We start from the raw sequence: 25926 nt of genomic DNA, 5'->3' as shown, positions 1-25926 counted from the left end.
TGTACTCACTAACTCATTTCCTCAACTACATCGAGCGCACTGCGCACACCATCTTCATGGAAGCCGTTGTACCAGTAGGCGCCACAGAACCAGCTTCGTTGCTGGCCATTAATTCGATGGCGCTGTTGCTGCGCGGCGACGCTTTCGGTATTAAATACCGGATGCGCATACACAAACTGCCGTAAAATCTTACTCGGATCGATTCGATCCGTTTGATTTAGCGTGACACAGAAGGTTTCAGGCGACTGAATTGACTGCAATATATTCATATTGTAGGTCAAAGCTGCAGGTTGCGTGTCTATATCTTCTGACACGGGCAGATGATAGTTCCAGCTCGCCCATGCCCCTTTGCGAGTGGGAAGTAATGAGGTATCGGTATGGAGCACCACCTCGTTATCTTGATACGGAATTGCGCCTAACACTTCACGTTCAGCTGTTGAAGGATCGGCTAGCATCGACAGGGCTTGATCGCTATGGCAAGCAAAAATGACATGATCGAACTGATACTCGCCACTCTCTGTGGTGAGCACAACGCCGTGCTGGTGACGTGTTACTTGCCTAACGGGGGTGTTTAATTGGATCTTTTCAGCAAACGCTGGGGTGAGCTTTCTAACATATTCACGCGAGCCACCCGGAATGACGTACCACTGCGGGCGATTCGTAATATCCAGCAAGCCGTGGTTTTGGAAAAAACGGAGGAAAAATGCCAGAGGAAATCCGCGCATATCTGAAAGTGTGGAGGACCATATTGCCGCCCCCATCGGTAAGATATAGTTTTGACAGAAGTAGTCGCTAAACCCGTGCTGGTTAAGAAACTCCCCCAAGGTGTGCATAGCCAATGTATCTGACACTTGGCCGCGCTGATGAGCCTCACGCGCCAAACGGTTAAAACGCATAATCTCGGCTAAGAAACGGTAAAACCGAACATTCACCACATTACGTTTTTGCGCGAACAGCGACGCTAAGCTATGTCCGTTGTATTCCAGACCATTTTCATCGTTACGCACACTAAAACTCATCTCAGAAGGCTGTCGACCTACCCCGATTTCTTCCAGTAAACGTTCATAATTCGGATAAGTACGATCGTTAAACACGATAAAGCCCGTGTCGATCGCATAGCGTCCACTCTCAACCTCTACGTCAACGGTCGCCGTGTGACCACCGAGATAGTCGTTGGCTTCAAAGAGCTGAATGTCATGACGCTTATTTAAATAGTGGGCACATGTCAGGCCCGCAATACCGGAGCCGATAATGGCAATTTTCATGCTTGTTTCCTTGTCATGCGTCGAGCAATGGCGATCTGCCATGATGTAGGGAGTAAGGCGATAATTTTCAGGAAATAGGTAAACTTACGCGGAAAGTGAACTTCTGCTTTGCGTTTCTCAAGCCCTGCTTGAATGGCCGCCGACGCTTGCTCGACGGTCACCCGCATCGACTGATAGCAGCTTTAGATGCACCATACGCCTCTGCACGCGGTAAAGGCATGTAACTCGCTGAAGAGCCAACGATTGCCAAATGGGTGCCCGGCACAAAGCTTGCCTGCAAGGCTTCGATACAATTAAGGACGCCAAACACGTTGATATCGAATACGCGTTTAAACAAGGGTACATCGATTTTTCCGTAGTCGATGTATTCACAGGTGCCGGCATTTAGGATCACCAAATCAGAGCTTGCTGATAAGGCACCGAGCGCTTGATGGGTTTGGTCCCTGTCTGTGGCATCAAACACTAACGGCTCGAGAGAAGCATGATCGCGCTGCATCGCATCGAGCTTGTCTTTGTTACGACCACACGCAATAACGCGCCACCCTTGGCGCGCATAGTCTCGCGCTAATTGCTCGCCAATCCCCGATGTCGCGCCAGTAATCACAACCTGTTTCATTGTCCTAACCTCGCTTTTATGTAAGTGAGTAGTCGACCCATCAACGGCAAGGCCTCATAAATCATTTCACCCATGTCAAAATAGTCACGGTGACGACTGATTCGCCCATCCGTAAACGTCAAATGCGAGCAACCATGCACCTGTCTCGGTCTGCCTTGTTGCACACGCGGATGAGAAAACGTCATGGTCCACGTCACGAACGCATCACTGTCGCCAGCCGTGGTATGGTGAATATCAAACTGACAGCTGGTGACGTTTTGATACAAGGAAGCAAAGTACGCTAAGAACGCAGATAGCCCTTCAATACGGTGTGCTGGGTCGATAAACACAATGTCGGGGTGGTAGATCGTTTCAAGCGATGCCAAATTGTCTTTACTGAGTGCTTGATAGACTTGCGCAAAACGCACCACTTGAGTTTGAACGCTCCCGCTCTCCATTATGCAGACTCCTTGGGCTGATTTTTGGCCGCCTCAAAAATCGCTAATGCCTGTTTGCGCTGCTTAGCATGATCAATAATCGGTTTGGGGTAATCCAATGACCGCGCATACTTTTCCGCCCACGACCAAGGTTGATGGATTTGCTTACCAGGCACCTCTTTTAGTGCTGGTAGCCAACGACGTATGAAGCGCCCATCACTGTCGAAGCGCTCCCCTTGGGTTGTCGGATTAAAAATTCGAAAGTAAGGCTGCGCATCGGTGCCAACTGACGCTGACCATTGCCAACCACCGTTGTTGGAAGCAAAGTCACCGTCAATCAGCTTGGACATAAAGTAGTCCTCCCCCCAACGCCAATCGATGAGCAAGTCCTTGGTTAAAAAGCTGGCCACTATCATCCGCAGTCGGTTATGCATCCATCCGGTGGTGTTTAATTGCTGCATCGCAGCATCCACAATCGGAAAGCCGGTTTTACCCGCTTTCCACGCTTCAAAGCGCGCTTTGTCGTTATCCCATACCACAGACTCTCCCCACTCTAAAAAGCAATGCTTTTTGCTAATACTGGGGTTTTGAGCACTCACTTCTTGATAGAAATCGCGCCAGATTAACTCTGACAACCAAGTTGCTGCGCCTGAATCGGGCTCGCGCCAGTGCGGATGCTCAGATTGCAGTCGCGTTAAGCATTGGCGAGGGGACAATGCGCCAATGGCAAGATACGGTGACAGCTGACTGGTGCCATCAATGGCAGGGAAATCCCGTTGCGCCTTGTAATCTGCGGCTTGTTCTCGGCAATAAGTGCGTAACTTATCTAAGATGGCTTTTTCCGTGGTCGGCCATGCCGAGACGGCCTCGGTTGGATAGTCAAATTCAATCGGCTCAAGAGAAGCAAAAATAGTAGTTAACCGCGTATCATCAGCACGAGCAGCTGGTGCCTTGAGCGGTGACTGATCCATGCCTTCTAATGCACGTAGACAGGCTTTTTTAAACGGGGTAAAGACTTTATACGCATCGCCTTTCCCAGAACGAATCGTGCCGGGCGCAAACAGATTACGGTCATGATAGGCGTACCAATCAATGCCCTTCGCCTCCAATCGTTGCTGTGCTTGGCGATCGCGATTTTGCTCATTCAGCTCGTATTCACGATTCACAAACACGGCGTTGACGTCTAGCGAGTTCGCAAGGGTTGCGACCGTTTCAGACGCCTTCTTATAGTCAGCGGCTCGTGTCACCAACAGCGGAATGTTAAGTGCACTGAGTTCGTCACGCAGCGTCTTAAGTCTTGCTTCAATCAATCCCGCCTGAATCGGGGCCATATGGTGGGCAGCCCATTGATCCGGTGTTTCCACAAAAAGGCCCACAACAGGCTCGTTTGCTTCGCACGCTGCATGCAGTGCACGATTGTCGAGGCAGCGCAGATCGCGTCGAAACCAAACTAAATGCATAACGGATTGTTCTCCTTGAGTTCTTTTAGCTCGTCTCCATGTACGGAGCAAATAAATGGCTGGCTCACAATGTGAATGTCAGATTGTGCGTAACACTGCCGTAGCTGATTAAGCTGGGAACGATCGAGACGGTGCGCAGCCATCACTGCGAGCGTGGGAATCTTTTGCTCTCGCATAACTTCGAGGATAAGGCCAAGTTGGGAGTGTGGCTCACGCAAAATGGTGACGTTGTAACCTTTTTCATTCAGACGCATCGCCATCATAGTGCGCTGATAATCTTCTGTGTCGGTGAGTGTCACCAACCAACAAGGGAACTTACTGTTGCGTTTTGCGTTCGCCAACATTGCCGCTTGGCATTTTTCGATCACCGTACTGCGCCACATATCCTTCTGCAGAGAACTGATGGCGCTTTGCTCCTCATCCAACCACGTATCTAGCGGCGTAAAGACGTGTTCGATGAGCCAATAAAACGGATATTCTTTTAATAAGGTTTCGACGTACTGGCCGAGTTTTTTCAATGATAAATCACGAATCAACTTCATCAGCTCACGCGCTGACGTGTCATCTTCGCTATCTATTGGGGTCTCGGTTTGCGACAGTAACGGTTTCACTTTGCTGATCGGAACACCTTTATCTAGCCAGCGTAAGATCCGACCAATCATGGCGACGTCTTCATCACTGTATAGACGATGGCCTTTCGGCGTTCGCGCCGGAGATAGCAAACCATAACGGCGTTGCCATGCGCGTAATGTCACCGGGTTGACGCCGGTACGATCAGCGACTTGGCTGATCGTCAGCGTGTTTTCGAGATTAGAGTCCATAACGTAACCTTAAGGCATCTGGATACGGCTTCAGATACGCTTGACTAGCAAGGTAATCATCTGGGTGGTTGTGCAAATGGTGAGAAATTAGAGTCAACGGCGCTAACAGCGGCATCGTACCTTGACGGTAAGCATGAATAAGGTGAGTCAGCTCTGCTTTTTGGCTCTTGTCTAAGTTGTTCTTAAAATAGCCTTGCAGATGCATCAGCACATTGGTGTGCTTTTTCCGTGTCGCACGGATAGCCAACGACTGCATAAACTGCGTGCGATACTGGTGGAAGAACTCATCAATATCGTACTCCGCGATGTTCGCCATAAAACGGCCCAACTCTCGGTAGCGCTCAGGCGAGTGCGCCATCAAGACTAATTTGTACCGCGAGTGGAATGCAACCAGTGCTTTTCTTGTCACGCCACTTTCGACACTGCGATATAAATCGTCTAACGCAAATAACCGGAACACAAAATTCTCACGCAGGATGGGATCATTTAATCGGCCATCTTCTTCAATTGGCAGCCACGGCATACGTTCCATTAATGCTTGGGTATACAGCCCTACCCCAGAGATATCAGAGGTGTAGCCATTTTCCCGATAGACTTTGACACGCTCCATGCCACAAGTGGGCGACTTGGCACAAACGATATAGCCGCGCAGTGCTTTATAGGCCAATTCATCCGCTTTTCGTTCACTAAAGGCCACCATTTTTTCAGTATGATCTTTGCTGGCGTCTTTCGTCTCAACCAAACGAATGTCGCCCACATTCCCCTTCTCTAATAAACGAATCGTCGGCCTTGGAACCGGTAGGCCGACTGCGACTTCCGGACACACAGGGACAAAATTGACATAGGGAGCGAGCTCTTTGGTCACAAACGGACTGCGTTTATGACCGCTATCAAAGCGCACCTTTTCACCAATCACACATGCGCTAACACCAACTGGAAACGACATGCTTCACCTCTTCTTATCAAGCGGCATGAGCCGCAGAGTTGTACATTTATTTTTTGTTGTACAACTCAATGTAGGTGAAGGATCACTTTTGTACAATTTTTTTTATTTGTACAAGTTTATTCTCGTCCTTGATCTGTCATCACGCAGTGGCCTCAACAACTGCTACGCTTGATTTATCCTTTATCAAAGCGGGAGTCTCATCTTTGTCTCACTATTGATACGATTTGAGTCATTCGCGTCACATACACTTGAAACCATCATGATATAGCTTTCACGACCATGCCCTTACAGAGAACGAAACTTAACAGCAATGACCGTCTTTCCATTGCGAAGCGTCCTTTTCRGCCTCGCGGCCGCTCTATGGGCGTGATTGCGATAATCTGCTTTTCTATCCTGATTGCGACTTTTTCCTTATTTAATACCGCACAAGAACAACAAAGACTGCGCACCGAGCAGCTGTTAAGCGTGGAAGCAAAATCCTTTGCTGACGCGTTAACGCGTCATATGAATGCTCACCTTAATCAACTCAGTGTGCTTGCCAGTGAGATAGAAAAAGATATCCCTTCAACGTATTCGACATGGCAAGCATTAGTGCAAGCGCATCAGGGAAATGACGTTCATTTTCAAACTCTTTTTTGGGCAGAGCCTGATCGGACGATTCGTTGGCATTATCCCCAAAGTGATTCAGAACAGCCCGAGCAGTTCCCGTTTGACGTTTTAGGAGAAGATAACGCTCAGCTTTCGCGTATGGATGTAGAGTCGCTTCATAACTGGCATATTGCACACCCTATCTATACGCAAAATCGGAATACCCCTGATTATTTCCTCGGTGGCACCCTCGATGTTGCGAAACATATCAGTTACCTAGCAGCCGATTACCTCGATACGTCTCAGAAACTCACGCTCTACGCTGCAAGTAATGGGCGCGCTGTATTCGGGGAAATACCGCCTAATGGAGCGGCAACAGGACAAGTTGGGCTCACGCTAACCGGCGCTAGCCCCGAGTTTGTCGTCACATTGTGGAACACCCCGGAGTCGGAACACTTTTTGTCCTTGCCGATGCTCATTTACATCTCAGGGTTGGTTGTCACGATCCTAGTGGGGATTGCGTTGTATTTAATTGAAATCAATTTAATGGCAAGAAAAGCGGAACAGGCGACCATTTCTCGGCTACAAAATGAAATAACCCAGCGCAAAGACGTTGAAAATCAACTGCATTTTATTGCTAATCATGATCCCCTCACCTATCTGCCAAATCGCCATGCGCTGCTTAATCACATTCAGCACACCATTAATAAGACGCTCTCGACAACGCGTACGCTATCGCTGATTTGTATTGATATTGATAACATCAAGGAAATCAATGATCTTCATGGCTATCGCGTTCATGATGATGTATTAACTACCGTCGCCAAACGCTTACAAAATATACTGCCCCCCCAAGCTTATTTAGCCAGAACCAGTGATGAACACTTTGTCATGCTGCGCACCGATTTATCGCCGTTAGAAGCCGAGGTACACGCCAAGCAAGTACGCTTGAGTGTAGAAAAAGAATGCCAAGTTCAGGGAGTGACTGTTTTACCCAACTGCGCGATTGGTGTGGCGTATCGCTATGATACATCTATGCCGGCTCATGAATTACTGCGCCACGCCGATACTGCTGCGCATCGAGCTCGACAACTCATGCACCACCGTGTAGTGGTATTTCAAATGGCGATGCGTGACCACCTTCAGCAAAAACGCGACATCGAATACATCATTCGCAAAGCCATCCAAGGCAGTGAATTGATGCTGCATTTTCAGCCCCAGATCGATTTAAGAACGCAGCGTATCGTGGGCATAGAAGCCTTGGTACGCTGGCAGGATGAAGGGGGAACTATCATTTCGCCTGATACCATCGTGCGCACCGCTGAAGATACAGGGTTGATGCAGCAATTGGGGAATTGGATTATTAACAAAGCGCTTGAGCACTATGCCATGCTGCTCACTGAGGGCTGTGCACCGCCGATGCTTGCTATCAATGTCTCTGGTCATGAATTTCAAGACAGTTTTCTGGCTGATACGATTTTACAAGCCATCGAACGCCATAAAGTGCCGGCAGAGCGCGTGCAAATCGAGTTGACCGAGCAAGTGTTTATTGAAAATTTGGAACAAAATCAACAGACACTGCACACACTCACCGAAGCGGGTGTATCACTAGCGATTGATGATTTCGGGACTGGATACTCATCACTGGCATACCTGAAACATTTCCCTGTTGATACGGTTAAAATTGATCGCAGCTTTATCGACCAACTACCAGGATGCAAAGACGATGCAGTGATTTGCCAAGCCGTGATTGGCATGGCGGACTTGTTAGGCTTGAAAGTGGTCGCTGAGGGCGTCGAACACCAAGCACAGATGGATTATTTAGCCCAAATCGGCTGTCGCTATATTCAAGGTCATCTGTACTATCCCGCGATGGGCATCGATCAACTCCTTACCTTGTTAAAACAACATACTCCGTACCAGCGCTATTCGAATTCATAGCCAAGTAACCGACGTGTACACGCGTTACGACTCCCACCACTGGACGTCGTTATCTCCCAGACATAATGCTTCTTTACGCTTCTTGGGCCACTGTTTAATCCGATATTCCAACTGCATAGCGGCTTGTTTGCTCATAGCAGGAGATTGCCATACCAGAGAAAGTGGCCCTTTCCCTCGCAACGCACGCGCACCTTTGCCACTGAGGTGCTGCTGAAAGCGGCGCTCAACATCCGTCGATACGCCACAATACAAAGCATTATGCCGCGTACGAACCAAGTAAACGAACCAGAACTCGCTCATCTTTCTTACTTGGATAACAGCGCGTTTAATGCCTCACGCAGACTGGCGACTTCTTGCTCGAGCGCATCAACCCGCGCTTCCAGCATGTGGTTCATCCCGTTAGATGGGTTTGGCACCGCGGTGTTATCTGCACTTAGCTCAGGCGTTTCTGTTTCGGGTCTCATTTTGCTTTCAGAGCTCGATTCGGCTGATTCACCAAATAAATGGATATAGCGCGATTCCCGTTTACCCGGTTCACGTGCTAGCTTGATAATCCATTTGGCCTCTATCATGGCACTTAGCGTGCTCTCTACCTGCTGCATATCGGCAAATTCACATAACCTTTGCGTCCGGGTGCGTAGCTCACCCGCAGTCTGGGGGCCACGTAACAACAGCACGCAAATAATCGCTTTTTCTTGATCCGTAAACGTCAAGTTACCGAATGGCGTATTACAGAAACGATGCTGGTACTTGCAGACGCGGCTTCCCATCCCTTCCTGTGGGCTGATAAGACGTGAATCAATAAGCTCGTTCACAACATCTAACACATCGGCGTCGGTGAGCGTATAGACAGGCTCTCGGTTACTTTTTTGATTCACCGCCGTCGTGAGCGCATTTAAGGTCAGTGGGTAATGGTCAGGCGTGGTCACTTCTTTTTCAAGCAAACTGCCGATGACACGTTGTTGATAGGGCGTTAATCGCATTGACATGATCCATGTCCTCATCGAGATAATAATCGTGTTATAGCAAGTTGGGCATATCCGAGCAATTACGCTTCAACTAAGTGCTGAATAATTCGGCACAAACAGGCCCTCAGACTGGTATCAGGATCACATGTTAGTCAGGCTTGAGTGAAAAGATCGCGACACATAGCCTGACACCAGATGATATACTGGTAGGAAATGGATTGTGGAGTACAAACTATGGGCCTGTTTCGTTCAACCCCAAACCGTAACCTTGGTTTGTCAATCGTGGCGAAAAACTGCAAGGTTGTTGGTGATATTGAGCTTGACGGAGATATCCAAATTGATGGCTTTGGTGAAGGCAATATCACTCAGGCCAATGCCGTGGTTATCTCAGCAACCGGACACTTCCGTGGTACGATTCATGCCAAGCACATTACAATTAACGGTTTGGTTGAAGGACAATGTGAAGCCGATGCGATTGACATTCTCTCGCAAGGTAAAATGAAAGGCGTGCTCAACACCGAGCAGCTCACCATTGAGAAAGGCGGCTTGCTCGCAGGTGAAAACCGTGCCACCTTGGCCACCGATACCGTCGTGCCACTGGACGACCAAACACGCAGTGAGCGTACAGAGAATAACGAAAAGAAAGACCGAAAAGCCGCAAGTCGCTCATAACGACGTGGGCTTAGCATAAAAAGTGAAGGAGAATCGGCACATGTCCGATACCAGCAGTACCAATATGAGTTTTGACGAGTTTTCCCCAGAGCTGCAAAGCGTGATTCGTTATGAAAATGCTCCTGAAGCCATGTACACGATGATAGCCTCTGTTCATGACGCTGCAGAGCCTAGTGTACGTGAAGCATGGGAAAAGCTCCCTGCTAGTGCGCAAAATGTGCTCGACAGTTTCGACCAGTTTCATGCTTTAGTGGCAATCAGCCAAAGTTATGTCGGGATTGATACGCTCAACGAATTGCAAAACGTCAAACTCGATGACATGTCCGAGGACGATCAAGAGAATTACAAAGCGCAGGTATTGGACGATGTACTTAAACGTTGCGTTAAAGACTTATCCAAGCAATTGAAGCAGGCGCGTTTAAAACCCGCGCTTAAGCGTGAGTTTCAATCTATCTTTCAAGTACAGTAATGCTCACACAGTAAGTCCATCGCACGAGAATAAAATAAGGGCCAGTATTATACGCTGGCCCTTTTCTTTTTAAGCGCTCTTACGCTGCTGTTTTGCACCTCGTCTGGCTCTTACTGCGCCCGCTAGCTGACGTAGAGTTAGCTCGGTGTCTTCCCAGCCAATACACCCATCGGTGATGCTTTGTCCATAAGTGAGCGACTGCCCTTCAATCAAGTCTTGACGCCCCTCAATCAGATGACTTTCGATCATGACGCCAAAGATTGCGTCATTGCCGCCAGCAATTTGCCCCGCGACATCGTGACAAACCTCTTTTTGCTTTTGATACTGCTTGCTGCTGTTCGCGTGGCTAAAGTCGATCATTACCTTTTGGCGCAACCCGGCACCTGCAAGCGATGAACAGATCTGATCAACATCTGTTGCGCTATAGTTAGGCGCCTTGCCGCCACGAAGGATCAGGTGACAATCATCGTTTCCTGCCGTTGCCACGATAGCAGAATGGCCGTATTTGGTTACCGATAAAAACTGATGCGGCGCGCTTGCTGAGCGAATGGCATCCGTCGCAATCTTAATATTGCCATCCGTGCCGTTCTTAAATCCAACCGGGCACGACAAACCTGATGCCAACTCACGGTGCACTTGAGACTCAGTGGTACGCGCACCAATAGCGCCCCAACTGATTAAATCGGCCATATATTGCGGCGTGATCATATCAAGAAATTCGCCCGCTGCCGGTAGGCCCATATTGGCAATATCGAGTAGAAGCTCTCTTCCCAAACGCAGGCCATCGTTAATCTTGAAACTGTTGTCTAGATAAGGGTCATTAATCAGGCCTTTCCAACCCACCGTCGTACGCGGCTTTTCAAAATAAACGCGCATCACCACTTCCAAATCGTCATTAAGCTCTTCTCGGAGTGCTTTGAGCTTGCTGGCATATTCTTTGGCAGCATTCGGGTCGTGAATAGAGCAAGGGCCGACTACGACCACTAATCTATCGTCTTCGTCATTCAAAATATGATGAATAGATTGACGTGCATCGAACACGGTCTTCTCTGCTATCTCTGTGGCTGGAAATTTTTCTAATACAGCGATCGGTGGCAGCAGCTCTTTAATTTGTTGAATTCTTACATCATCTGTCGGGTGTACACTCATGGGCTTGATCCTGTGCTTGCATGCAGCTTCATAGGGCTGCTTTTTCCTTCATGAGCCTTTACGCTAACGTGAACACCGCCATGGTGCAAATATTTTTTTACGAGTTTTAAAGTTAAAAAATACTGGATAAATTTGACTAGAAACAGTTGTTGAATTTCTCCATATTTTGACAACTATGCGTCAACTCATAAAAAAGCCACCGCCTCGTGGTCACTTATTGCGCATGTTCTACACATGCTATTACACTGACATTAAACGATTAAGGAGCGTCTCACGTGACAAAACGCCTGATTGCAAGCGCGGCTCTGGCATGTGGCTTATTATTGCCAAATGCTCACGCCACCAACTTCAACTACAACCACATACAGATTAACGTTCTGGCCAACCCAAGTGGTTTAGGCGGGCTGGCGCGCTTTGCATTTATGGAGGGTGCACACTTTGTCGCCAAAGGAGATACGCAGTTTGAAGGCGACTGGTACACCTCTGCGGGTGCAGGCTTTCACGCCCCAGTAAACGAGTTTGTCGATCTGTACGGAGAGATCGAAGCTGCGTGGCTAAGACGTCCAGAGGATGACAAACACGACACTGGCGACATTGCGACAGTAATTGGTGGCGGTGCTCGAGCTTGGATCGCCCCTCCTTTCGAAGCCACAATGTATGTCGGCTCGATTATTTTCGACAAAGATGACAGCGAGAGCATTGTCGAACTTGGCGGTCGCTTTCATTCAACAGAGGCACTTTCACTGGGTGCGACGTGGCGGGCAAACGGTCTTGAAGAAAATAGGTTGATTTTTTCAGTCAGATACCTGTATTAATAGACCACGGTCATCCACCCTATTCTTTCCTACTCTGGATGACCGTGTCAGTGCGACCTCTCTCACTGGCTTTATCGCTATATTAAACTAACTTTATGTGAGATACGTATGCCACCAATGAAGGTGGCGTGTGTCTTGTGTGCGTGGTGATAAAACCCATGTCAGGACGTTCGCCGTCATTGTGCGTGGGAACTGTCGGAGGGTAAAACGATGGTGATGACTCAACGTATTGATGAATTTGAAAGAAAAATTCAAGAGGCCTATCAAGAAGGTAATATCGAAACCGCACATCGCTTGGAAGAGCAAGTGTCGATGTTACGTCGACGCCTTACAAAACCGGCTGCGGATTTTAAAGCCGCCAGCCAAGTTGAAGATTTTCATGAGGTAGCAGACGGCGATTACTACGACAACTAACCTCACTTCCCTCTTCAGTACGCGCCTATTCGGTGCGCGATAAATAACAAAGCCTTCTCAAAAGAGAAGGCTTTTTTACTGACAGAATGAGGTTTTAAAGGGCCTAGTCAGCAAGTTATCTCGTGAGGCGCTTATTGCGCGGCACGTTCGCGGCGCACAATCCACGCAGCAGCAGTGATAAAAGCAACGACCAATGCAGTTTCCACAGCGTTTCCTATTAATAGTCAATGAATCTTGTATGCAGCCGTCCACCGCACACTCCAACCCGCATTTGCTTAACCATCAAGCAACGATTGCTGCACAGTGTACGTAATATGTAATTAAATTGCTGCAAAAAAGCACAGTTTCACCAAAGAAAAGTGAGATTTTTGGGCATCATAGCGTTAAGCAAAACAAAGTTTCATTGGTGTACAAAATTTAGTGATATACAGCGAATATCTTCCTGATGGTAGCTAGCCGCCGGCATAATAGATAAAACAAAGGAGGGATACCCCTCCTTTTATTCGATAAACGGTATTTTGCCCTATTCTGGTTTAGGTTTTTTCCGCATCATGGGCGTATCGCCAGCAGGCACATTGTTATAAAAGCTCTTATCGCGTTTCTTAGGTGCTTTCGGCTTCGCCTTTTGGGTTGGCTTTTTGCGTTTCGCAGGCCCTTTCGACTGAAGTTTGACTGATTTTTTCTCTTTGAGACCTTTAAATTTACCCGTTAGGCCCTCAATCGCAGTGAAAGATAAGCTCAAACGCAAAAAAGCTTCAATATTTTTAAAGCTTCGCCAATCTTTCGGGCCAACCAATGAATAAGCCAAACCTTGATGTCCAGCTCGCCCAGTACGACCCACACGGTGAATATATTCTTCCGCATGTTTCGGCAAATCAAAGTTGATCACCATAGAGACATTAAGCAAGTCCAGACCACGGGATGCCACATCCGTAGTGACCAAGACATCATGAAGGCCGCGCTCAAACTCATCCATAATACGATTACGAGATGACTGGTTAAGCTCACCGCTCAAGGCAATGGCTTTATAGCCGGCTTGGTTAAATCTCTCCGCAAGACGCTCAGTGTCTGCGCGCGTTGCGGTAAAGACCATCACTTGTTTGTGCGCATTAGCTTCCATTAAGTGATCCAATAGCGCATGCTTGTGATCAAGATGATCACTTAGCACAAAGTGCTGTTCAATGTCACTATGTAGAGTATGCGTTTCTCCCGCCGCAATGCGTTTAGGGGACTTAAGCAGCCCTGCAGCCATGTCTGTCACTTGCTGATGGTCCAGCGTCGCAGAAAACATGAGCGTTTGGCGTAAACGATGGTTAGCTTGCTCGTTAATGGCATCTAATTGCGCCTTGAATCCAAGATCGAGCATACGATCAGCTTCATCAAGGATCAGCATTTCCAATCCAGCTAACGACAAGTGATGCTGTTTCAGATGATCGGCAAGACGCCCAGGCGTGGCCACAACGAAAGTAGGTGACTGACGGAAGACTTTCGCTTGCTCGTTAAAGTTTTCCCCCCCCAATACCAATGCGGCTTTATGGGGCGTACCACTGGTCAGCATACGCAATTGCCCATACACTTGCTTTGCCAATTCTCGTGTGGGCGCGAGCACCAAAACACGTGGGTCGCGACGACTGAGAGGTTTAGTACGTAGCACGCGCTGCATTGCCGGCAATAAAAACGCCAGCGTTTTCCCTGAGCCCGTTTTTGAGGAGGCCAACAGATCCTTCCCAGCCATAACAACAGGAATCGCCTGTCGCTGGATATCGGTTGGCTTTTCAAATCCACGGTGGGCAATGAGCGACAGTAAACGTCTATCTAATCCCAGATCGTCAAATTGCAAGGTATTACTCCAATGGTATTTCTATGACAAAGCGCGCAGTAGCGCCATTTAAGGTCGCGAATGCTACCATACTTTACAACAAAACACTGCACTAAAAACGGGTGCAACACGCGTTGAGGATAGGGATGAAAGAGACGATTTACCACCAATGGAAACGCCTGTCGTTGGTAGAGGCACAAACCGTATTGCCGGATGGACGCTCTCATCGGCATCATGTCATTCGCCACCCTGGCGCTACGGTTATTTTACCCATGCTCGGGGATGGCCGCCTTGTGTTGCTCAATCAATTTCGACCCGCGGTTAATCAATGGTTGCTAGAAGCGCCCGCTGGGACATTAGAGCGTGATGAATGCCCGCTAGAAGGTGCAAAGCGTGAGCTTGAAGAGGAAACGGGCTACCAAGCCATGTCATGGCACTCGCTGGGCTCTGCACTCCCCGTGCCCGGATTTTGCGATGAAGTTCAGCACTTCTATCTGGCCTCTGACCTCACACAGACTGAAATGAATCTGGATGATGATGAGTTTATCCAACTCCGTCTGATGACCGTGGCCGAAGCAAGAACACGCATTGCGGCAGGAGAGATAAACGACAACAAGACCGTTGCCCTTATTGCACGCGCTGATTATCAAGGCTTATTGTCACGGCCTCAATCTTAGCTACCCACTCCGCATTGTTGTTAATGAAATGTTGACGCCACAGTATGGCAACGAGTAGCTTGGACAGGTATGACCAGATTAACAAGGAGTGTGTATGTTTTCTTCCCCTTTGGCGCGTGCTAATCAGCACCTTTCGCTGTTTGGGTTTCTCAAAGTTCCTATGATTGGTTGGTGTCGGCCCAAGATTCTTGCTATTGACGATCAGCACGTACAGATGAGAATCCCATTAGGACGCCGGACTAAAAACCACCTAAACAGCATGTATTTTGGCGCGCTAGCAGTAGGTGCCGATGTGGCTGGCGGTTTTCTTGCCATGGCGATGGCCGAGCAACACGGGATTAAAATCAGTCTCGCTTTCAAAGCAGTCACGGCAGATTTTCATAAGCGCCCAGAAGACGATGTGATTTTTACCTGCCTCGATGGGCAAAAAATCCAAGCCATGATCAGCGAAACCATCGAAACCGGTGAGCGTGTCAATCAGCCTGTCACCATTGTGGCTACCTGCCCCACGCTTCATGGCGATGAGCCGATGGCAACTTTTGAGTTAACCCTATCCCTCAAGCAAATCAGCTAGTTTCTCTCTATATTGCAAAGCAGCCTTACCTATTCGGTAACGCTGCTTTACTGCCTCATATCAACATCTTGCACACTATTTCTTGGTAATCAATCAGTTACATTTAGCATCCGGTTTGAGTGTGACGTATCTATAAAAGTCTTACTCAGCATATTGACTTTTAACTGTCGCGCTCCTGATGCTGCTTAGCGACGAAATTCACCGAGTTATTAACTGTTTCTGTGGATAGTTCTACAGTTATACACAGCCTCAATCTTGAGACACTGCCATAAAAAAAAGCACCGCGATTGCGGTGCTTCGTCGTATCATGCATTGCGGTGATAATGGATTTGATAAAAAATCCGGTACAGTACGGGCACTACAATCAGTGTTAACACGGTCGCAAAGCCCAACCCAAACATGATAGTCACTGCCATTGGGCGGAAAAACACATCCGGTAACAGCGGCAACATCCCTAAAATGGTCGTCACCGCAGCCATACAAACCGGACGAACACGACTTACGGCCGCGTCCACTACCGCTTGGTAGCGCTGTTTGCCACTGGCAACCTCAATATTGATTTGGTCAATCAATACAATCCCATTTTTCAGTAGCATACCACTTAGGCTTAAGAAGCCGAGTAATGCCATAAATCCGAACGGCGTATTCAGTAAGAGCAGACCCGTGGTCACCCCGACAACTGCAAGCGGCACGGTTAACCAAACAATTAACGACTCTTTCACCGAGTTAAATAGCAGTATGGTTACCAAGAACATAAAGAGGTAGCCCAGAGGCATAATACTAAACAGCCCTTCTTTTGCTTCTGTGGATGACTCATGCTCACCGCCCCATTCAATACGGTAGCCCTCTGGAAGAGGAATCGACTCAATATCACTGCGGACCCGCGTCAATAACGTTGCCGCAGTGACGCCACCCAATGGATCGGGGTCAGCCATCACTGTCAGCATGCGTTTGCGATTTTTACGCATGATGATGGGGTCTTCCCAACGAAGGTCATAGTCGAGAATCACCTGTTGCAAAGGAATATAATTTTTCAGCACAGGGCTCCAGATCTTCATCCCTTCGAGGGTATTAATATTGACGCGCTCCTCATCCGGCAAGCGGGCCACAATGGGCATCAGATTGGTGCCATCACGATACACGCCAATGCGTTTGCCACTGAACGTCATGGTCAAGAGATCGTCCACGTCTTTTTTCGTAATCCCGTAGCGACGCGCTTGGCTCTCGTTAAACTCAGGTTCGAGCACTTTGGTACGTTCGCGCCAATCATGACGAATATTGACGGCATCGGGGTCTTGATGAAGACGTGCTTCCACCTGCTTAGCAATAGCTCGCAATTCCGTCGGCTCAGGTCCGATAATCCGCGCTTCAATTTTAGATCCCGACGCAGGCCCTAAGGTGATCGGTTTGAGCTTGAGTTGAACATTCGGATATTGCTGCTGAATATGTGAACGCACCAGCCCCATCGTGGGTTTCACATGTGCATACTCGTCCACGCGGACGATCAGCTCACCGTACGCGGCGTAAGTTTTCTCTGGTGAATAGGTCAACATGAAGCGCTGAGACCCTTTCCCTGCACTGGTCGATACATAGCTCACCCCTTCTTGTTCACTCAACCAGCTTGAGACATCATCCAAGGTGCCTTGGGTCGCCCGAATATCTGTCCCTTCAGGCAGCCACAAATCCACCATGAACATCGGTGTGGTCGAGTCAGGGAAGAAAGACTGTTTCAGATGGCTAAACCCGTAAACACTGGCTCCCAGCGCAATGACCATGACAGCTAGAGTAAGATAGGCATGATGCATACAAAACGATAAGAATCGTTTATAGATCACAAATAGCACGCCATTGTAGGGGTCCGATTGCTCATCACCCTCGAAAACGGTGGTTTCTTTGAAAAACATGCTGGCAAAAAAAGGCGTCAGCGTAATGGCTGTAAACCAACTGAGCATCAAGGAGATCAGCAGAACCGTAAACAAGGTGCCGCAATACTCACCGGTTGCATCTTCAGATAAACCAATCGGCGCAAACGCTGTAACCGCAATCACGGTCGCCCCCAACAAAGGCCACTTGGTCTGAGTGACAATATCGTGCGCGGCCTGCATTCGCGTTCGGCCGCGTTTTAAGCCGACTAATATACCTTCAACCACCACAATGGCGTTATCCACCAGCATGCCAAGCGCAATGACCAAGGCACCGAGTGAAACACGCTGTAAATTAATATCGAAGTAGCGCATAAACACGAACGTGCCCAGCACGGTTAGCAGTAACACCAAGCCAATTAAAAGGCCCGAGCGCAGTCCCATAAAAAAGAGCAACACGATAATAACGATCGCCACCGCTTGCCCGAGACTAGACACAAAACCGCTGACCGAGTTGTCGACTTCATCGGGCTGGTTATACACATGATGCACTTGAATACCAACCGGCTGATTATCATTGAGCTCCGCCAAACGTTTATCGACGCTCTGCCCAACTTCAACCACATTGACACCATCAGCAAAAGAAATACCAACTTGCAGCGCTTGCTTACCGTTATACGACAGGACTTGGCTCGGTACTTCTTGGTATCCCCGTTTTACATCCGCAACGTCGCGCAGGTAAATCAGGCCTTGTGAGCCCGCTTCGGTGAGGATTAGGTTGCCCAATTCATCCACAGACGAGAACTCGCCGGTAGGATGAATACGAATATACTCATCCCCCACTCGCACAGCTCCCGCATTGCTCACTAAGTTTTGGGTTGCCAGCAGGTTAAATAAGGTATTAGGAGAGATACCCAAGCTGCTCAAGCGCTGAATCGACACTTCGATAAAGACTTGTTCCTGTTGCGCACCGGTCACTTGTACTTTGCCCACCCCTTGGACTAATTCAAGCTCACGACGCAAATAATCCACATAGTCTTTAAGCTCGCTATAGCTATATCCGTCACCGGTTATCGCCAATAAAATCCCGTACACATCACCAAAGTCATCCATCACTTGTGGCGGGTTCACGCCAGGAGGAAGTTGTCCCCGTGCATCGTTCACTTTTCGGCGCAGCTCATCCCATATCTGGGGAAGATCATCGGAACGATATTTGGGTTTCATTTTAACCGTGATCTGGGAAAGGCCACGGCTGGAAATAGAGCGAACTTCATCGACATAGGTAAGCTGCTGTACCGCTTTCTCAAGCGGATAAGTGACTTCTTCTTCAACCTGCTGCGGCGTTGCACCAGGATAGCTGGTGATGACCATTGCATCTTTAATGGTAAAGGCCGGATCCTCTAAACGCCCTAGCCCCAAAAACGCGATGGTACCCCCAATCAAAAAGATCAGTGTAATCATCCAACTGATAACTTTGTTTTGAATAAAATAACCTGCCACGCCTTGCTTCATGATCTCTTTTCCTCTTGTGACGCGAGCTGTACGGTTTGCCCATCGGCCAGTTGATTCGCGCCGTCAACAACAATGCGATCACCCTGTTTCAACCCTTCAACCACTTCAATCCGGTGACCGTGAATGCGCCCCATCTCAATCTGCTGCTTGTGCACGGTATTGTCCTCAGCATTCAAGAGCCATACATAACTGTGCTCGCGATCAAGCGGGTCACCATCTTGGTTAAACACCGCTTCTATCGGTATAGAGAGCCCTGTACGGGTTAACTGCAAGCCTTGACGAGAAATACTGACTTGAACGGGCATACCATCGAGAATGAATTGTTGCTCTGGCATCGGCATCGTTAAGGTCACCACAAAGGCACCGCTTTGCGGATCCGGCTCGGCGGTATATTCGTCGATCGATGCCTTGAAGGTATTGCCTTGTTGGGTTATCACTTCGGGAACCAACCGCGTTTGCACCGATTGCGTGTTCACACCCGCATTGCGACTAAACAAAATATCAGGGACTTGAATGCGAATGTCGGCACGTGTGGCATCGTGGATATTCATGATCGCTTGCCCCGGCGCAATGGTTTCAAATGGCTCCACGCTGACACGAGAGATAACGCCATTTTCCGGTGCTTTCAGCTCAACGTAGGATAAATGCAGCTTCGCCAGCGCCAACTCTGCTTGCGCAATTTCGCGCTGTGCTTTTAGCTCATCAAATTGTGATTGAGCCAGCATACCTTGTTTAACCAAGGGGGCCGAGCGACGATACTGAGCATCCGCGACATCAAAGCGCGCACTGGCATTCTCGACCGCTAAGCGATAGTCTGTTGGTTCAAGTCGCGCCAGTACATCGCCTTTCTTGACCAAATCTCCCGCTTTTACGTTAATTTGCTGCACCTCGCCAGGCACCCGAAACGCTAACGTTGCTTTATCTGCCGCGGCGGCCACCGCGGGGAAGGTAATACGTTCATCTTGTTGCTGATGGTGCACCTTAAAGGTTGTCACCACTGGCGTTGCCACCTCGCGAGGAGCAGACTCAGGCTGGCACGCCGAAAGGAGCAGCACACAGCCCCCAATACCCAAGAGTTTTGTGATTGCTTTCATAGTCCACGCTCCTTCACCCAAGCTCGTACCCGATCGCCCTCTTGAAGCGCACCCGAGCCGGTCGCGACAATCACATCGCCATTTTCAAGGCCATCACTCACTTTGCCATCCTCTAAACGAATGGGCGTGAAAGACACAACACCTTGCGGATCGACTCGCCAAACACCAAGCTCATCCCCTTTTTTGATCAATGCTGAGTCAGGAATGGAAGTCTGTGCATCTGTCGGAATGGTGACACTCACTTTCGCTGCCATGCCCGGCAATACATTCACCGCTTGTGGCCGCATTAAGCTCACCGTGACCCGATAGGACGCTGTTTTCGTGTCCGCCTCTGTATCCATCTCCTTAAACTGGGCAGGAAAGCGGCGATCGCCATACGCGTCAAACGTCACAAATGGCGTTAACTGCTCTGTTTGCTGGCTAAAGTAATGAAAGTAACGTTCAGGTAACTGAAAGCTGACGTTAATGATATCTTTCGACTGAATGTGGAGGATAGGCTCTTGAGCTCGGGCAAACTCATTGACTTCTTTCATGCGCAAAGACACGGTACCTGAATATGGCGCTTTTAGCTGCGTATAATTCACATTCGCCTGCGCTTGCTCTAAACCAGCAGCAGCCTCACTCAACGCCGAGCGCGCTTCATCAAAGCGCTGTTCAGATATGACTTTGTCATTGTGTAGACGATCTGCGCGATTGAATTGCACCTGGGCCAGTTGATACTGGGCCTTGGCCTTGTCTAGCTGCAGACGATATTGCTGCCCATCCAACTCCGCTAAAATATCGCCTTGATTAACATCCATACCTGCTTTCACCGGCATGCTCTCTATCACGCCTGATACTCGAAAGGAGAGCAACGCCTTATCATCGGCTTCAACCTGAGCGGGAAATTGACGGGTAATCCCTTCATGACCGATAGCTACCGTCAACAGCTTAGCGGGTCGAGCTGGCGTTTCTGATGGTGCGGAGGTCGCCTGCTCACCACAGCCACTGAGTAGCAAGGTGACGGCGCAAACCAGCACAGCACTTTTATTCATCTGCCTTTCCTCACAACAAAACCTAGCACTCGACGTTAGGGTCAAGCACTAGGTGTTTGATTGGTCTTTAATTTTTAATCTAAGTTGACACCACACCCATGCTAACGAGCGTGACGAGATGTATCAAGATGTTTCCGGTAGGCCAGCGACCTGTTCAACAATAGCTTGGGTATGTTCACGAATTGTCGGTAAGTACGCTTTGAGTGTTTCAGTGTCTTCCGACGATGACTTTTCAAGTTCTAAACAAATACCTGAGAGTGTGTTTGCCCCAATCATCGCCGCGGCGCCTTTCATCTTATGAGCGAGCTTCTTAACAGCAGCAACATCTTGCTCATTAAACGCCGTTTCCATTTTTTCTAAGTCATTGGTCTGATTGTTTACGTACTTATCAAGGATCATTTTCACCAGATCCATGCTATCGCCCACCTGTTCTTTGACATGAGCAATATCGACGGGAGGATCATTGGATACCATGGTTGCCGCTCCATTCACATGATGATCGGGGTCAGGTTCAATATCTGTATTTATGTCTGTGTCTGACTCGCTGGTGTGTTTACCTGCCGTCAACGTGTTTTCATCTAGATCCGCCAAGTCCAGCCCATCATCGGTGTCATGCGGATCGTCATAATGGACCGCATCGTTGCTGGAATAGAGAATCAGCAACTCAATTAACTGATCTTTGCTAAAAGGTTTGGCTAAGTGCCCATTCATGCCTGCATCCAAGCAACGCTCCGCGTCACCCGATAGCGCATTAGCGGTCACGGCAATAATCGGTGTATGCTTATCAAACTCACGAATACGGCGCGTTGCCTCAAAGCCATCCATTTCAGGCATTTGGCAATCCATTAAGATCATATCAAAAGGTGCTTTTTTATGCAGTTCAAGCGCTTCTTTGCCATTTTCAGCCAGCGTGCGCTTACATCCCAGTTTGGCAAGAATGATATCAATTAAATCTTGGTTGACTAAGTGGTCCTCCGCAACCAGAACATTTAAATCAAAACGAATATTGTCGTACTGCCCAACGGTCGCAAGATTGTCATCAAGCTCCGTCTCATTCGAGGTCAATACCCGATACAACTCGCTGTAATTAATTGGGCATGTCAACGTCTGCATACCGGTGTCGTGATGGCCATTGTGACTAACGGCGATACTTTTAGCGACTTTGCCCACCAGATGCTGACAGCTCTGCATCTTRTCTTGATCAATCATYAAGGTTARYTGTTCGCTATCTCGCGTATCAACTTGCGYCCCCTCAGCAACAGTGATAAACGAGACAGACAGGCGATCGAGATATGCTGCCAATGTTGTGGTGAGCAAATTATCTTCTGAGACCAAACAAACCCGCTGCGCTTTTTCTTCTGCACTCAGTTCATAACCATCGAAGAGTGTATGTGGTGAGTCGGTAAAGGTGATAGGCACAGTAGACACAAACGTCGTGCCTTTGTTTTCTTCGCTATGAATAGTGATATCGCCATCCATCAATCGCAGCAATTTACGACATACCGGTAGGCCCAAACCTGTCCCTTGATAAGAGCGCGAATACGAGTTATCCACCTGAGTAAAGTTTTCAAAGATAGCCTCATGGCGATCTTCTGGGATCCCAATCCCCGTATCTTCCACTTCCATAACAAGGTTCGTGGCTTCGCCATCTTGTGTTTGAAACAAGCGTACGTAAATATGCCCTTGTTTCGTAAACTTCACCGCATTCCCAACTAAGTTGATAATCACTTGTTTATAGCGAACGGCATCGAGTTCAATATCACACGGCATACGAGGATCAATAAAACAATGGAGTCGCAATTGTTTTTCGGCCGCTTTAGCGGTAAAGATGCTTAGGGATTCATGTACAAGATCGGCCACATTGAGTACTTGCTTTGAGAGCGTCATTTTACCGGCCTCGATTTTGGTCAAATCGAGCACATCGTTGATGATGTTTAGTAGCGCGGTAGAGGAATGTTGTAAGGTATCGACGAAATAGCGCTGCTGTTGCGTCAGTGGCGTCTCAATTAATAAGTTCGACATCCCTACAATGCCATTCATCGGTGTGCGAATCTCATGACTCATCATCGCCAGGAAATTGGTCTTTGATTCATTGGCGCGTTCCGCCTGCTCTTTCGCTCTCGCCATCTCTTTAGAGATCATATCGTTCAGGTTTTTCTGCTGAACAAAGTGAATCATTGAACTCAAACTCGACAAGATCGGATCGATCCAGCTTTGCAACTCGTCATCATAGGTGGTTGATTCATCGAACAAACAGACCACGCCGACGAGTTGGTTAGACATGTATAGCGGTAACCCCAAAACATTAATGATCATTTTTTGGTTGTTACCCGCGACACCCGCCATTTGCAGGCTACGTTTACTTTGTTTGGTTTCAATAATTTCAACCAACAAATTACGAACAAACTCGTCGCCTACGTAACCGTTTTGAATCAGGCGAGTTTGGGCAAGCACATTATAAGGTAAACCCATTTGCTCAGGTTCATCATTGCCTCCCACTTCGACGATAATGCCATGATTACTCTCACCGATACGCAGCAAGATTTTAAGGACATCATGGAAACTTTTACTAAAATCCTCTCGAATCAAAAATTTATCTTGTAAGCTCTTCATGGCGGAGAATAACTCTGCCCCTTTAGAGACTTTTTGTTTATCAAGGTGTTGCTCGGTGATGTCGCGAATAATAGCGACATTCAGTGCGCGTGGATCTTCGTCTTTGATGGGGGTGGATTTCACCTGCACCACTCGCTCTCCGCTCTCAGTTTCTATTTCATAAGAGCGATTGGTCTTGCCATTCAAATCGTAAAGTGCCTGTGAAAAATAAGCGCGCGAGTTGGGCTTAACTCTTGACACAATGGCCGATAATGTAATGGCTTCATCAGGGACGGACTCCAACTCAAACAGCCGCTTTGCCGAGTCGTTGATGGTAATAATGGAATGTTTGTCCCCCAGCACCAAGAGTGCATCGGTATAGCTATGAATAACGGTATCGAGGTACGCGCGGCTCTGCTCGGCTCGGCTGATTTGCTTGGCATATTTCCAAATAAAGAATCCCACCAGCAAGTTCAGCAAGATAATTTGCGTCGTCGTACGTAATATCTCAGTGTTGAGCTCTTTATCGATATACCTGCTATCACGATAAATGATCAGATCGCCGACTTTTACCGAACGGCTGCGATCATCGTATTCAAGAGGAATGGTCAATTGACTCAGTTCAGAGTCTGCCCGCGTCCCTTTTGAGTCTGTGACGTAACGGAACTGTCCATTCACATCAACCAGTTCTAATCGATGGACGTATCGCGATCCCATCTCGCTATCGAGATCATTTTGGACATTCTCAAAATCATAATTCCACATCAATGTGGGCAGGCGCTGTTTGAGTCGCTGACTGAWGGACGTCAAGTCCTGATTCATATCCGACTCTAAGCGCGATTTCGCAACGTGATAGTTATAATAGCCAAATCCACCTAGCAGCAGTGTTGCCAACACAATCAAAACGATAGCTAAGCGCATTCCCACTCGATTCATACTTATACCTGCATGGTTGCGGCGAGTGTTTGCGTTTGCTCGCGCGCTTTCTCAAACGCTTTCAACACGACACGTTCTTTCAATTTCAGTTTTTCGCAAGTTTTCGACACCCAATTCCAATTGGCATGCTCGATATTCTTGCATACTTCCAGTAAAGCACCGTAGTAGCCATTTTGTGCCAGTAAAGCTTGCTTAGCTTCTTGGCTCAGATCCAAGTGACCCACCACATCTTCCATCGGACAACCCAACATGGCATCTAAAAAAGAAAAAGCACCAACCAGAAAACCTTCATCAGCATCGAGTCCTTTCAACATGGGTGCAGTTTGTTGCATAAAAATTGCGCGCAAAATGGCAGCGTTTTGCAAATGTAAACACTCCTGATGATTCATATTGGACATGATGAGGAGAGAAATTAAACGGCGTAATGACTCTAAACCGAGATAAACCACCGCTTGTTTGGGATTAGTGATGCTTTTTTTCTTGGACTTGGCCAATACATTGGCGCTGGTGACCACCTTATAAAGCAGGGACACATCACGCGATATAACGTCCGTGATTTCGTCAATGTCATAGGGACTTCGGTTGATGATAATACAGGCATCCAACAGGTTGATGACTGACGGCGCAACATCACTTTGACGCCGGATTTTCGGCTGCTCAAAAWAATAACCTTGAAACAAGCTAAAACCAAATTGCTGCGCCAGCGTAAACTCTTCTTGCTTCTCTACTTTTCGAATTAAAAAGCGGATATCAGGATAATCAGAGATGGTTCCTACCCAGCGCATCGGATCGTCACGATCCATATCGACACTGATTAAATTAAACAGATTAATATGTTCTAACCATTGGTTAGAAAAGACCGAGCTGGATGCCAGTAACATAAAACCCGCCTTTTTGTAGGCTCTAAGCTTGTTCAGTAGTAAGGGGGAGGGACGGGTTTTCTCACTAATGCAGATCACCAAACGTGACACCGGCATGGATAAAGGTAACTCGTCAAGTAGTGCGGTTTCGGAAAAGCTCACCACGTAACGTAACTGGTCGTCTAATTCATTACCAGACAGGAAATTAGCACTCAGTATTCTTGATGTGGCAGTGTCTTCGTCAATTGACGGAAACTTGTTTTCTAGACCTTCACGAAAAAGCAGCTCGCTTCCCCAGTGCTGCTGTCGGTCATCAAAAATTGGCTGACACGAAAAGAAGGTTTCACTCACGATGTTAACCCCCGAAATTAGATCCCTTTAATAAACGTAGACTAATCGCGCCAACCCTGATGATTTTTTCTGATT

The 25926-nt window shown here is 48.1% G+C and carries 21 protein-coding genes and 1 pseudogene; 7 read left to right on the top strand and 15 right to left on the bottom strand.

The genetic code is table 11. The features are described 5' to 3' along the window. Positions 1–8: 8 nt before the first annotated feature. The 6 genes and pseudogenes from BZJ19_RS08205 to BZJ19_RS08180 form a co-directional block, all read right to left on the bottom strand. Positions 9–1265, bottom strand: coding sequence for an NAD(P)/FAD-dependent oxidoreductase (locus tag BZJ19_RS08205; RefSeq protein WP_077675253.1), 1257 nt, complete (start codon positions 1263–1265; stop codon positions 9–11). Further along, positions 1262–1881: pseudogene (locus BZJ19_RS08200) on the bottom strand (SDR family NAD(P)-dependent oxidoreductase). Before BZJ19_RS08200 ends, BZJ19_RS08205 begins: the two are co-directional and overlap by 4 nt. After that, a complete protein-coding gene (locus tag BZJ19_RS08195; protein WP_077675252.1) occupies positions 1878–2318 on the bottom strand; it encodes a nuclear transport factor 2 family protein in 441 nt (146 codons plus the stop codon). The pseudogene BZJ19_RS08200 and the gene BZJ19_RS08195 overlap by 4 nt, the downstream one beginning before the upstream one ends. Next, complete coding sequence (gene phrB / locus BZJ19_RS08190) at positions 2318–3757, bottom strand: deoxyribodipyrimidine photo-lyase (protein WP_077675251.1); 1440 nt, start codon at positions 3755–3757, stop codon at positions 2318–2320. The genes BZJ19_RS08195 and phrB overlap by 1 nt, the downstream gene beginning before the upstream one ends. Then, positions 3748–4578, bottom strand: coding sequence for a MerR family transcriptional regulator (locus tag BZJ19_RS08185; protein ID WP_077675250.1), 831 nt, complete (start codon positions 4576–4578; stop codon positions 3748–3750). The genes phrB and BZJ19_RS08185 overlap by 10 nt, the downstream gene beginning before the upstream one ends. After that, positions 4568–5524, bottom strand: a complete 957-nt coding sequence (locus BZJ19_RS08180; protein WP_077675249.1) for a YbgA family protein — start codon at positions 5522–5524, stop codon at positions 4568–4570. Before BZJ19_RS08180 ends, BZJ19_RS08185 begins: the two co-directional genes overlap by 11 nt. 465 nt (positions 5525–5989) lie before the next feature. Between BZJ19_RS08180 and BZJ19_RS08175 the strand changes: the two genes are divergently transcribed. Then, on the top strand, positions 5990–8053 hold the full coding sequence (locus BZJ19_RS08175) for a putative bifunctional diguanylate cyclase/phosphodiesterase (RefSeq protein ID WP_162274216.1): 2064 nt from the start codon (positions 5990–5992) through the stop codon (positions 8051–8053). 24 nt (positions 8054–8077) lie between these two features. On the opposite strand, the gene BZJ19_RS08170 is transcribed toward BZJ19_RS08175, so the two are convergent. Continuing rightward, positions 8078–8353 carry a GIY-YIG nuclease family protein gene (locus BZJ19_RS08170; protein ID WP_077675247.1) on the bottom strand — a complete coding sequence of 92 codons (276 nt, stop codon included), beginning with the start codon at positions 8351–8353 and terminating at the stop codon, positions 8078–8080. Between the two features lie 5 nt (positions 8354–8358). Further along, a complete protein-coding gene (locus tag BZJ19_RS08165; protein WP_077675246.1) occupies positions 8359–9042 on the bottom strand; it encodes a YceH family protein in 684 nt (227 codons plus the stop codon). 213 nt (positions 9043–9255) lie between these two features. Between BZJ19_RS08165 and BZJ19_RS08160 the strand changes: the two genes are divergently transcribed. Further along, complete coding sequence (locus BZJ19_RS08160; RefSeq protein ID WP_077457476.1) at positions 9256–9693, top strand: bactofilin family protein; 438 nt, start codon at positions 9256–9258, stop codon at positions 9691–9693. Between the two features lie 40 nt (positions 9694–9733). After that, positions 9734–10162, top strand: a complete 429-nt coding sequence (locus tag BZJ19_RS08155; RefSeq protein WP_077675245.1) for a DUF3069 domain-containing protein — start codon at positions 9734–9736, stop codon at positions 10160–10162. Between the two features lie 69 nt (positions 10163–10231). On the opposite strand, the gene aroG is transcribed toward BZJ19_RS08155, so the two are convergent. Beyond that, complete coding sequence (gene aroG, locus BZJ19_RS08150) at positions 10232–11311, bottom strand: 3-deoxy-7-phosphoheptulonate synthase AroG (RefSeq protein WP_077675244.1); 1080 nt, start codon at positions 11309–11311, stop codon at positions 10232–10234. A 275-nt stretch (positions 11312–11586) separates the two neighbouring features. Between aroG and BZJ19_RS08145 the strand changes: the two genes are divergently transcribed. Beyond that, a complete protein-coding gene (locus BZJ19_RS08145; protein ID WP_077675243.1) occupies positions 11587–12126 on the top strand; it encodes a hypothetical protein in 540 nt (179 codons plus the stop codon). 216 nt (positions 12127–12342) lie between these two features. Next, positions 12343–12540, top strand: coding sequence for a hypothetical protein (locus BZJ19_RS08140; protein WP_131825065.1), 198 nt, complete (start codon positions 12343–12345; stop codon positions 12538–12540). A gap of 523 nt (positions 12541–13063) precedes the next feature. On the opposite strand, the gene BZJ19_RS08135 is transcribed toward BZJ19_RS08140, so the two are convergent. Then, a complete protein-coding gene (locus BZJ19_RS08135; RefSeq protein ID WP_077675242.1) occupies positions 13064–14380 on the bottom strand; it encodes a DEAD/DEAH box helicase in 1317 nt (438 codons plus the stop codon). A 125-nt stretch (positions 14381–14505) separates the two neighbouring features. Between BZJ19_RS08135 and BZJ19_RS08130 the strand changes: the two genes are divergently transcribed. After that, positions 14506–15036, top strand: coding sequence for an NUDIX hydrolase (locus BZJ19_RS08130; RefSeq protein WP_077675241.1), 531 nt, complete (start codon positions 14506–14508; stop codon positions 15034–15036). A gap of 94 nt (positions 15037–15130) precedes the next feature. After that, complete coding sequence (locus BZJ19_RS08125) at positions 15131–15610, top strand: PaaI family thioesterase (RefSeq protein ID WP_077675240.1); 480 nt, start codon at positions 15131–15133, stop codon at positions 15608–15610. Positions 15611–15915: 305 nt separating this feature from the next. On the opposite strand, the gene BZJ19_RS08120 is transcribed toward BZJ19_RS08125, so the two are convergent. From BZJ19_RS08120 to BZJ19_RS08100, 5 genes are all read right to left on the bottom strand, one after another. Then, the gene (locus BZJ19_RS08120; RefSeq protein ID WP_077675239.1) at positions 15916–18984 is read right to left on the bottom strand and encodes an efflux RND transporter permease subunit; all 3069 of its coding nucleotides are present in this window, start codon (positions 18982–18984) and stop codon (positions 15916–15918) included. Next, on the bottom strand, positions 18981–20078 hold the full coding sequence (locus tag BZJ19_RS08115; protein ID WP_077675238.1) for an efflux RND transporter periplasmic adaptor subunit: 1098 nt from the start codon (positions 20076–20078) through the stop codon (positions 18981–18983). Before BZJ19_RS08115 ends, BZJ19_RS08120 begins: the two co-directional genes overlap by 4 nt. Next, positions 20075–21112, bottom strand: coding sequence for an efflux RND transporter periplasmic adaptor subunit (locus BZJ19_RS08110; protein ID WP_077675237.1), 1038 nt, complete (start codon positions 21110–21112; stop codon positions 20075–20077). Before BZJ19_RS08110 ends, BZJ19_RS08115 begins: the two co-directional genes overlap by 4 nt. A 123-nt stretch (positions 21113–21235) precedes the next feature. Next, positions 21236–24640 (bottom strand): PAS domain-containing hybrid sensor histidine kinase/response regulator, encoded by a 3405-nt coding sequence (locus BZJ19_RS08105; protein ID WP_077675236.1) that lies wholly within the window; start codon positions 24638–24640, stop codon positions 21236–21238. Positions 24641–24642: 2 nt separating this feature from the next. Next, positions 24643–25851, bottom strand: a complete 1209-nt coding sequence (locus tag BZJ19_RS08100; protein ID WP_077675235.1) for an EAL and HDOD domain-containing protein — start codon at positions 25849–25851, stop codon at positions 24643–24645. Between the last annotated feature and the right edge of the window lie 75 nt (positions 25852–25926).

It is taken from the genome of Salinivibrio proteolyticus (assembly GCF_001996165.1).
Taxonomy (GTDB): domain Bacteria; phylum Pseudomonadota; class Gammaproteobacteria; order Enterobacterales; family Vibrionaceae; genus Salinivibrio; species Salinivibrio proteolyticus.
The sequence above is the reverse complement of the archived record's forward strand: the minus strand, read 5'-3'. Positions and strand labels throughout refer to the sequence as shown.

Bases quoted from the DNA above. Each gene is read 5' to 3' on its own strand.
- BZJ19_RS08205 (WP_077675253.1), bottom strand. From the start codon at position 1,265: ATGAAAATTGCCATTATCGGCTCCGGTATTGCGGGCCTGACATGTGCC.
- BZJ19_RS08195 (WP_077675252.1), bottom strand. From the start codon at position 2,318: ATGGAGAGCGGGAGCGTTCAAACTCAAGTGGTGCGTTTTGCGCAAGTC.
- phrB (WP_077675251.1), bottom strand. From the start codon at position 3,757: ATGCATTTAGTTTGGTTTCGACGCGATCTGCGCTGCCTCGACAATCGT.
- BZJ19_RS08185 (WP_077675250.1), bottom strand. From the start codon at position 4,578: ATGGACTCTAATCTCGAAAACACGCTGACGATCAGCCAAGTCGCTGAT.
- BZJ19_RS08180 (WP_077675249.1), bottom strand. From the start codon at position 5,524: ATGTCGTTTCCAGTTGGTGTTAGCGCATGTGTGATTGGTGAAAAGGTG.
- BZJ19_RS08170 (WP_077675247.1), bottom strand. From the start codon at position 8,353: ATGAGCGAGTTCTGGTTCGTTTACTTGGTTCGTACGCGGCATAATGCT.
- BZJ19_RS08165 (WP_077675246.1), bottom strand. From the start codon at position 9,042: ATGTCAATGCGATTAACGCCCTATCAACAACGTGTCATCGGCAGTTTG.
- BZJ19_RS08160 (WP_077457476.1), top strand. From the start codon at position 9,256: ATGGGCCTGTTTCGTTCAACCCCAAACCGTAACCTTGGTTTGTCAATC.
- BZJ19_RS08155 (WP_077675245.1), top strand. From the start codon at position 9,734: ATGTCCGATACCAGCAGTACCAATATGAGTTTTGACGAGTTTTCCCCA.
- aroG (WP_077675244.1), bottom strand. From the start codon at position 11,311: ATGAGTGTACACCCGACAGATGATGTAAGAATTCAACAAATTAAAGAG.
- BZJ19_RS08140 (WP_131825065.1), top strand. From the start codon at position 12,343: ATGACTCAACGTATTGATGAATTTGAAAGAAAAATTCAAGAGGCCTAT.
- BZJ19_RS08130 (WP_077675241.1), top strand. From the start codon at position 14,506: ATGAAAGAGACGATTTACCACCAATGGAAACGCCTGTCGTTGGTAGAG.
- BZJ19_RS08125 (WP_077675240.1), top strand. From the start codon at position 15,131: ATGTTTTCTTCCCCTTTGGCGCGTGCTAATCAGCACCTTTCGCTGTTT.
- BZJ19_RS08120 (WP_077675239.1), bottom strand. From the start codon at position 18,984: ATGAAGCAAGGCGTGGCAGGTTATTTTATTCAAAACAAAGTTATCAGT.
- BZJ19_RS08115 (WP_077675238.1), bottom strand. From the start codon at position 20,078: ATGAAAGCAATCACAAAACTCTTGGGTATTGGGGGCTGTGTGCTGCTC.
- BZJ19_RS08110 (WP_077675237.1), bottom strand. From the start codon at position 21,112: ATGAATAAAAGTGCTGTGCTGGTTTGCGCCGTCACCTTGCTACTCAGT.